The following is an 8873-nucleotide window of genomic DNA, read 5'->3' on the forward strand; positions in this document are numbered from 1 at the left end:
CCAGAGTGTGCAGCAGTTCCAGCAGTTGGGGGTCGCCGTCGAGCGCCTCGCTGACCGCCCGCACGGTCTCCGGGTCGGAGAGATCACGACGGGTCGCGGTGTCGGGCAACAGCAGGTGGTGACGCACCATGGCGCTGAGCGTGCGCACGTCCGAGGGCCACAGGCCGAGACGGTTGCCGATCTGCGTGGCCAGGTCGGCGCCGACGATGCTGTGATCGCCCTGCCTGCCCTTGCCGATGTCGTGCAGCAGCGCGCCGAGCCCGTGCGCGTGGGCGGTCTCGACCGCGACGAACAGCCCGAGCACGACGACGAGCGTCCGCCACGGGACGAGCTGCGACGGCGGCACGGGCCAGGGCCGGCGACGCACACGCGTCGCGACGAGCAGGAGGACCGCGGCACCGGTCGCCAGCGGCGCGGGCGAAAGACCTGCGACGAAGCCCACGGCCATCAGGCCGGTGACGCCCGCGGCGAGCAGCAGCAGCGTCCGGTCAGGCGCGGGCGACGGCTCCTGCGGCTCGTAGGTGCCGTCGAGGTGACGGCGGTCGCGCACGGCCAGGATCGCCACCGTCACGACGATCGCGACCAGTGCCGGCGCCCACATCAGCGGCAGGAACGACGCACCCGCCCGGCGGATCGCGTGGTCCGCGAGCAGGTTGGTGAGGTTCGAGACGGGGAGCACGAGCGACGCGGTGTTCGCGAGCGCGAGCACCGCGAGCGCGAACGGCAGGGGAGACGTGCGCGTGTGCCGCGCGAGCGCGATCACGACCGGTGTCAGGAGCACCGCGGTCGTGTCGAGCGACAGCACCGCGGTCGAGAGCGTCGCGAGCACCACCACGAGCAGCCACAGCACGACCCGACGACCCCGCGCCGCCCGGGCGGCGAGCGCAGCCGCCGCGTCGAACAGCCCCGCGCCCGCGCTCGTCTCCGCGACCACCGTGAGCGCCGCGAGGAACAGCAGGATCGGCAGCGTGCGCTCGGCGAGCGTGCGGGCGTAGGCCGCGGCCGACGCCTCGGGCGTCGGCACGTCGTCGGACTGCGCAGGCATCGGGTGGACGTTCGCGGCCGGGAGGGCGTCGAGGCCGTCGAGCAGCGCCTCGCGTGCCTGCGTCTCGTTGCGGTCGGCGTCCCCGTCGGGCAGGAACCGCTCGTCGCCCCACCACAGGTGCACGCCCGACCAGTCGACCGCGTCCCGCAGCGGGCTGCGGGCGACGGCGGCGAGCGAGGCGATCCCGACGGTGCCGCCCGTGAGGACGACGTGGACGGGGGAGCGGTGCGACTGCAGGTCGAGCAGCCGGGTGAGGAGCCGAGCGGCGACGGCCTCCGCGAGGACCGTGGCGTCCGGGTGGACGACGACGTCGCGGCGGCTCACGCGTCGATCCTCGCGAGGCCCTTCTGCAGGACGTCGCCGTAGACCTCGTCGGGGTCGAGCCGGCGCAGCTCCTCCGCGAGGCACTCGCGCAGCTGGCGGATCGGCAGCGCGATCCGGTGCTCCGGCTGCTCGGGCTGGCGCAGCGCCGCCGTCTTGCCGTCGGGGCGGTCGAGCACGATGTCGCCCGACGCACGCTCGAGGCGGACCTGCGTGATCGCGGGTGCGTCGGCGAGGCGCTCGACCTCGACCGGGCAGCGCAGCGACTCCGCGAGCCACGCGGCCATGAGGTCGACCGACGGGTGCGTGCTCTCGCCGGTGACGACGGCCTTGCGGACGGGCTCGAACGGCGGCTGGTCGAGCGTCGCCGCGATGAGACCGCGCCACAGCGTCGCGCGCGTCCACGCGAGGTCGGTGTCGCCGTCGGCGTAGACCTTCGAGAGCTTGCGCAGCTCCTTGCCCGGTCGCGCGCACTGCGACGAGTCCGTGATGCGGCGCTGCGCCATGCGGCCGAGCGGGTGCTCGGAGGGCACGTCCGGGATCTCGTACGGCCACCACGTCACGATCGGCGCGTCGGGCAGCAGCAGCGGCATGACGAGCGTGTCGAGGTGCCGGTCGATGGCGCCCGACGGGCGCAGGACGATGACCTCGCTCGCGCCGGCGTCGCCGCCGAGGCGGATCTGCGCGTCGAGGCTCGACGTGCGGTCGTGCGTGTCCTTGGCGAGCACGATGACGCGGCACGGGTGCTCGCGGCTCGCGTCGTTGGCCGCGTCGATCGCGTCCTCGGGGTCGTGCGTGCCCGCGTCGATGAGGAGCGTGAGCACGCGGCCGAGCGCCACGGCGCCGCCCTCGTCGCGCTCCTTGAGCAGGCGCTTGTTGATGTCGCGCGTGGTGGTGTCCGGCAGGTTGATGATCACGGTCGCCTCCACGCGCGTCCGTCACGCGCCATCATCTCGTCGGCCGACGCCGGTCCCCACGTGCCCGCCCGGTACTCGTCGGGCTTGCCGCCCTTCGAGGCCCAGTGGTCGATGATCGGGTCGAGGATCTTCCAGGACAGCTCGACCTCCTGGTGCTGCGGGAACAGCGGCGGGTCGCCGAGCAGGACGTCGAGGATGAGCCGCTCGTACGCCTCGGGGGAGGACTCGGTGAAGGCGTGCCCGTACCCGAAGTCCATCGTGACGTCGCGGACCTCCATCGCGGTGCCCGGCACCTTCGCGCCGAACCGCAGCGTGACGCCCTCGTCGGGCTGCACGCGGATGACGAGCGCGTTGTTGCCGAGCTCGGACGTCGCGGTCGACTCGAACGGCAGGTGCGGCGCGCGCTTGAAGACGACCGCGATCTCGGTGACGCGGCGGCCCAGGCGCTTGCCCGTGCGCAGGTAGAACGGGACGCCCGCCCAGCGGCGCGTGTCGATGTCGACCCGGATCGCGGCGTACGTCTCCGTGGTGGAATTCGGGTTGAAGCCCTCCTCCTCGGCGTAGCCGACGACCTTCTCGCCGCCCTGGTAGCCCGCGGTGTACTGGCCCCGCGCCGTGTGCTTGCCGATGTCGCGCGGGTTGCGCACGGCCGAGAGGACCTTGATCTTCTCGGCCCGCAGGCCCTCCGCGTCGAACGACACGGGCTCCTCCATCGCGGTGAGCGCGAGGAGCTGGAGCAGGTGGTTCTGGATGACGTCGCGCGCGGCGCCGATGCCGTCGTAGTACCCGGCGCGGCCGCCGATGCCGATGTCCTCGGCCATCGTGATCTGGACGTGGTCGACGTAGTTGGCGTTCCAGATCGGCTCGAACAGCTGGTTCGCGAACCGCAGCGCGAGCAGGTTCTGGACCGTCTCCTTGCCGAGGTAGTGGTCGATCCGGAAGATGTCGTCCGGCCGGAACACGCTCGAGACGATGTCCTGCAGCTCGCGCGCGCTCGCCAGGTCGTGGCCGAACGGCTTCTCGATGACGACGCGGCGCCACGTGCCGTCCTTCGGCTGCGAGAGGCCCGAGCGGGCGAGCTGCTTGCAGACGACGGGGAACGAGCTCGGCGGGATCGACAGGTAGAACGCGTGGTTGCCGCCCGTGCCGCGCGAGACGTCGAGCTCCTCGACGGTCTCGCTCAGCCGGTCGAACGCGTCGTCGTCGTCGAACGTGCCCTGGACGAAGCGGATGCCCTCGGACAGCTGGCGCCACGTCGCCTCACGGAACGGCGTGCGCGCGTGCTCCTTGACGGAGTCGTGCACGATCTCGGCGAAGTCCTGCGTCGCCCAGTCCCGCCGGGCGAACCCGGTGAGGGCGAAGCCCGGGGGCAGCAGCCCGCGGTTCGTGAGGTCGTACACGGCCGGCATGAGCTTCTTGCGGGCGAGGTCGCCCGTCACGCCGAAGATGACGAGGCCGCACGGACCGGCGATGCGGGGCAGGCGCCGGTCGCGCGGGTCGCGCAGCGGGTTCTGGCCCTCGGCGACCTTCGCGCTCACCGGGCCTCACCGGCCGCGACCTGCGCCTGCGTCTCGGACAGGCCGGTGCGCACGGTCGACAGGAGCTGCTCCCAGCTGGCCTCGAACTTCTGCACGCCCTCCTCCTCGAGCCGGACGGTCACCTCGTCGAGGTCGACGCCCTGCTCCGCGAGCCGGTCGATGACCTCGGCGGACGCCGCGCCGGTGCCCGTCACCGTGTCGTGCGCGTCGCCGCCGTGGTCCGCGACCGCGCGCAGCGTGGCCTCGGGCATCGTGTTGACGACGCCCGCGACGACGAGCTCGTCGACGTAGAGCGTGTCCGGGTACGCCTTGTCCTTGACGCCCGTCGACGCCCACAGCGGCCGCTGCGGGTGCGCGCCGGCGGCCGCGAGGGACTTCCACCGGTCGCCGCCGACGACCTCCTCGTAGACGCCGTACGCGAGCCGGGCGTTGGCGATCGCCGCCTTGCCGCGCAGCTCCGCCGCCTCGGGCGTGCCGAGCTCGTCGAGCGTCGGGTCGATGGCCGCGTCGACGCGCGACACGAAGAACGACGCCACCGAGGCGATCGGCGCGAGGTCGTGCCCGTTCTCGCGCGCCTGCTCGAGGCCCGCGAGGAACGCGTCGAGCACGGCCCGGTAGCGGTCCAGGGAGAAGATCAGCGTCACGTTGACGCTGATCCCCTCCGCGAGGACGGCCGTGATGGCCGGCAGCCCCTCGACCGTCGCGGGGATCTTGATGAACACGTTGGGCCGGTCCACGGTCGACCAGAGCGCCTTCGCGGACGCGATCGTGCCGTCGGTGTCCCGCGCGAGGCGCGGGTCCACCTCGATCGACACGCGCCCGTCGACGCCCGCGGTCCGGTCGTGGACCGGGCGCAGGACGTCGGCGGCCGCGCGCACGTCGTCCGTCGTGATGCGGAAGACCGCCTCGTCGAGGTCGACGCCCTCGGCGGCGAGCTCGCGGAGCTGCTCGTCGTAGGCGTCGCCCTTCGACAGGGCCGACGCGAAGATCGTCGGGTTGGTCGTCACGCCCACCACGCCGAGGTTCTCGACGAGGTCGGCGAGGTCTCCGGTGCGGAGGCGCTCACGGGACAGGTCGTCCAGCCAGATCGCCACCCCCGCCTCCGTGAGTCGTGCGACCGGGGTGCTGCTCGGTGCCATCGTGCTTCCCCTTCTTCCCACTGACGGCCCCGGGTGCACGGGACCGGTCGTCCGGTCGGACCCGCGTGCTCAGGCCGGGAGGTCGCCCGTCCCGCTCTGCGTCGGCGCCGCCGACGCGGCGGACGGGGCCGCGTCCCCGCGGGCCGCGGCGAGCGACTCGTGGGCGGCGGCGACGACCGCGTCGGCGGTGATCCCGAACTCCTCGTAGAGCTTCTCGAAGGCCGCGGAGGCGCCGTAGTGCTCGAGCGACACCGACCGGCCGGCGTCGCCGACGATCTTGTGCCACGACAGGGCGATGCCGGCCTCGACCGAGACGCGGGCGCGCACGGCGGACGGCAGGACCGACTCGCGGTACGCCTCGTCCTGCTCGGCGAACCACTCGAGCGACGGCGCCGAGACGACGCGCGTCGGGACGCCTGCGGCCTCGAGGGTCTCGCGGGCCGCGACGGCGAGCTGCACCTCGGAGCCGGTGCCGACGAGGATGACCTCGGGGGAGCCGTTGCTCGCGTCGACGAGCACGTAGGCGCCGCGCGCGACGCCCTCGGCGCCGGTGAACCCGTCCTCGCCGCGCGGGAACGTCGGGACGTTCTGGCGCGTGAGGATGAGGCCGACCGGGCCGTCCGTGTACTCGAGGATCGCCTTCCAGGCCTGCGCGGTCTCGTTCGCGTCGGCCGGGCGCAGGACCGTCAGGCCGGGGATCGCGCGCAGCGCGGTCAGGTGCTCGACGGGCTGGTGCGTCGGGCCGTCCTCGCCGAGGCCGATCGAGTCGTGCGTCCACACGTAGACCGACGGCACGCCCATGAGCGAGGCGAGGCGGACGGAGCCACGCATGTAGTCGGCGAACTGCAGGAACGTGCCGCCGTAGGGCCGCGTGAGGCCGTGCAGCGTGATGCCGGACAGGATCGCGCCCATGCCGTGCTCACGGATGCCGAAGTGCAGCGTGCGGCCGAACTCGTCGCCGCCGAACTCGTGCGTCGAGCGCTTCGCGGGGATGAAGGACGTCGCGCCCTTCATGGTCGTGTTGTTCGAGCCCGCGAGGTCGGCCGAGCCGCCCCAGAGCTCGGGGAGCTCGGGGCCGATCGCCGAGAGGACCTCGCCGGACGCGGCGCGCGTCGCGACGGCCTTGCCCGCGGGGAACGTCGGCAGCGCCTGCTCCCAGCCCTCGGGCAGGCGGCGCTCGACGAGCCGGTCGAGCAGCGCGGCGTTCTCGGGGTTGGCCTCGCGCCACGCGTCGAACGACTTCTGCCACTCGGCGCGGGTCGCGGCGGCGCGGTCGGCGAGCGACCGCGTGTGGGCGATGACCTCGGGCTCGACGGGGAAGCTCACGTCCGCGTCGAATCCGAGCAGCTCCTTGAGGCCGCGGACCGACTCGGTGCCCAGCTTGGAGCCGTGCGACGAGTGGTCGTTCGTCTTGTTCGGCGTCGGCCACGCGATGAGCGTGCGGATGCCGATGAACGACGGCTTGTCGGTGACGGCCTTCGCGGCCTCGATCGCGGCGTGCAGCGCGTCGACGTCCTCGCGGTACTCGCCGCCGGCGGTCCAGTCGACGAACTGCACGTGCCAGCCGTACGCCTCGTAGCGCTTGAGGACGTCCTCGGTGAACGCGATCTCGGTGTCGCCCTCGATCGAGATGTGGTTGTCGTCCCACAGCACGACGAGGTTGCCGAGCTCCTGCGTGCCGGCGATGGACGAGGCCTCGCTCGTCACGCCCTCCTGCAGGTCGCCGTCGGACGCGATGACGTACGTGTAGTGGTCGAACGGGCTCGTGCCGGGCGCGGCGTCGGGGTCGAGCAGGTTGCGCTCGCGCCGCTGCGCCATCGCGAAGCCGACCGCGGAGGCGAGGCCCTGGCCGAGCGGGCCGGTCGTGATCTCGACGCCCGCGGTGTGGCGGTACTCGGGGTGGCCGGGGGTCTTGGAGCCCCACGTGCGCAGCGCCTGCAGGTCCTCGATCTCGAGGCCGAACCCGCCGAGGTACAGCTGGATGTACTGCGTGAGGGCCGAGTGGCCCGCGGAGAGCACGAACCGGTCGCGACCCAGCCAGTGCGGGTCCGTCGGGTCGTGCCGGAGGACGTTCTGGTACAGCAGGTAGGCCGCGGGCGCGAGGCTGATCGCGGTCCCGGGGTGGCCGTTGCCGACCTTCTCGACGGCGTCCGCGGCCAGGACGCGCACCGTGTCCACGGCACGCAGGTCCAGGTCGGTCCAGCCGACAGTCTCCGCCAGGGGGGCCTTCGCGTTCACCGCACCTCATTCCCACCCGCACCGGCGGCCGGGTGTCGTCTCCGACGTTCTGGTCGGGCACCCGCGACCGGGGTGCCGCTGGACCACGACGCGACCCCGGGGGAGGCGGTCGTCGATCCCTGCTCTTCGAGCCTATATCTCACCCGGCTTCCGGACGTCACCGTGCCCACGGCGCGGGAAAGCGCCATCCAGGGTTGCCGCAGCGACCGATCTCACACCCCGGCCCTGCCTGATCCGGGCGTCGCCGCCACCCGGGACCGTGGTCCAGGCCGTAGCATGGCAGCGCGACAAGCCCCCCGCCGGACCAGGAACGGAACCGCAGCGCGTGCGCCTCAGCAGTCCACTGTCAGTCGACGACGCCGGAGCGTCGGCCGGGGCGACCCCGCGTGCGCACCTGACGGCGGCACCCGCACCTGCCGTGTCGACGACGCCCGCGACCCGCACCGCACGCGTCCGCCGCGTCCTGGGCGCCTACCTCGCGCTCACCAAGCCGCGCGTCATCGAGCTCCTGCTCGTCACGACGCTGCCGACCATGATCCTGGCGCAGGGCGGCTTCCCGAGCCTCGCCCTCGTGCTCGCCACGCTGGTGGGCGGCGCGGCCGCGGCCGGCTCGGCCAACGTCCTCAACTGCTACCTGGACCGTGACATCGACCAGGTGATGAACCGGACCAAGCGGCGTCCGACCGCGACGGGCGAGATCAGCCCGCGCGCCGCGCTGACGTTCGGTCTCGCGCTCGGCGTCGGGTCGCTCGCGTGGCTGTGGCTCGTCGTCAACCCCGCGTCCGCCTGGCTCACGGCCGGCGCGATCCTCATCTACGTCGTCGGCTACACGATGATCCTCAAGCGGCGCACGCCGCAGAACATCGTGTGGGGCGGCGCCGCCGGGTGCATGCCGGTGCTCATCGGCTGGTCCGCCGTCACCGGCGGGGTGTCGTGGACGCCGGTCGTGCTGTTCGGCGTCATCTTCTTCTGGACGCCGCCGCACTACTGGCCGCTGTCGATGAAGTTCCGGAACGACTACGCGGCCGCGGGCGTGCCGATGCTGCCCGTCGTCGCGAAGGACTCGAAGGTCGCGCGCGAGATGATCGCGTACACGCTCGCGATGATCGCGTGCACGCTGGTCCTCGTGCCCGTCGCCGGGATGACGTGGGTCTACGCGGTCGTCGCCACCGGGCTGGGTGCGTGGTTCCTGTGGTCCTGCATCACGCTGCTGCGCCGCGCGAACGACCCGGCCCGCGGCAAGCTGCGTGCGATGACCGTGTTCCACGGCTCCATCACCTACCTGACGCTGCTGTCCGTCGCGATCGCGGTGGACGTCTTCCTGCCGCTCTGAGCCCGCCGTGACGGACGACGCCCCGCCCGTACCGGCGAACGACCTGCGCACGTCGCTCGAGCGCTACCTGCGCCACCTGTCCGACCGCGGCCTGTCGGACAACACGCTCGAGGCCTACCGCCGCGACCTCGAGCGCTACGTGGGCTACCTCACGTCGGTCGGGCGGACCTCCCCGGGCGAGATCGTGGGGCCGGACGTCGAGGCCTTCGTCGACGCGGCGCGCGCCGGTGCCGACGGACGGCGGCCCCTGTCGGAGTCCTCCGCGGCCCGCCTCGTCGCCGCGGTGCGCGGCTGGCACCGGTTCCTCGCCCGGCACGGCGTCGCGGTCGACGACACGACGTG

General features: G+C 73.0%; 7 protein-coding genes. 2 read left to right on the forward strand and 5 right to left on the reverse strand.

Annotated elements, in window-relative coordinates:
* From HGA02_RS05160 to tkt, 5 genes are all read right to left on the reverse strand, one after another.
* The coding region (locus HGA02_RS05160) for an SLC13 family permease (RefSeq protein WP_168678096.1) at nt 1–1369 on the reverse strand (1369 nt) is incomplete at its 3' end.
* A complete protein-coding gene (locus HGA02_RS05165) occupies nt 1366–2283 on the reverse strand; it encodes a glucose-6-phosphate dehydrogenase assembly protein OpcA (RefSeq protein WP_168678102.1) in 918 nt (305 codons plus the stop codon). The genes HGA02_RS05165 and HGA02_RS05160, both read right to left, overlap by 4 nt.
* Nucleotides 2280–3821: a glucose-6-phosphate dehydrogenase gene (gene zwf / locus HGA02_RS05170; protein ID WP_168678097.1), complete on the reverse strand. Its 1542-nt coding sequence runs from the start codon at nt 3819–3821 to the stop codon at nt 2280–2282. The genes HGA02_RS05165 and zwf overlap by 4 nt, the downstream gene beginning before the upstream one ends.
* Nucleotides 3818–4960, reverse strand: coding sequence for a transaldolase (tal, locus tag HGA02_RS05175; protein WP_168678098.1), 1143 nt, complete (start codon nt 4958–4960; stop codon nt 3818–3820). Before tal ends, zwf begins: the two co-directional genes overlap by 4 nt.
* 69 nt (nt 4961–5029) lie before the next feature.
* Nucleotides 5030–7198: a transketolase gene (gene tkt, locus HGA02_RS05180; protein ID WP_168678099.1), complete on the reverse strand. Its 2169-nt coding sequence runs from the start codon at nt 7196–7198 to the stop codon at nt 5030–5032.
* A gap of 418 nt (nt 7199–7616) precedes the next feature.
* On the opposite strand from tkt, the gene HGA02_RS05185 reads away from it, so the two are divergent.
* A complete protein-coding gene (locus HGA02_RS05185; protein WP_168678100.1) occupies nt 7617–8531 on the forward strand; it encodes a heme o synthase in 915 nt (304 codons plus the stop codon).
* Nucleotides 8532–8538: 7 nt separating this feature from the next.
* On the forward strand, nt 8539–8873 hold a 335-nt coding region (locus HGA02_RS05190), incomplete at its 3' end, for a site-specific integrase (RefSeq protein WP_168678101.1).

This window comes from Cellulomonas septica (assembly GCF_012396155.1).
GTDB classification, from domain to species: domain Bacteria; phylum Actinomycetota; class Actinomycetes; order Actinomycetales; family Cellulomonadaceae; genus Cellulomonas; species Cellulomonas septica.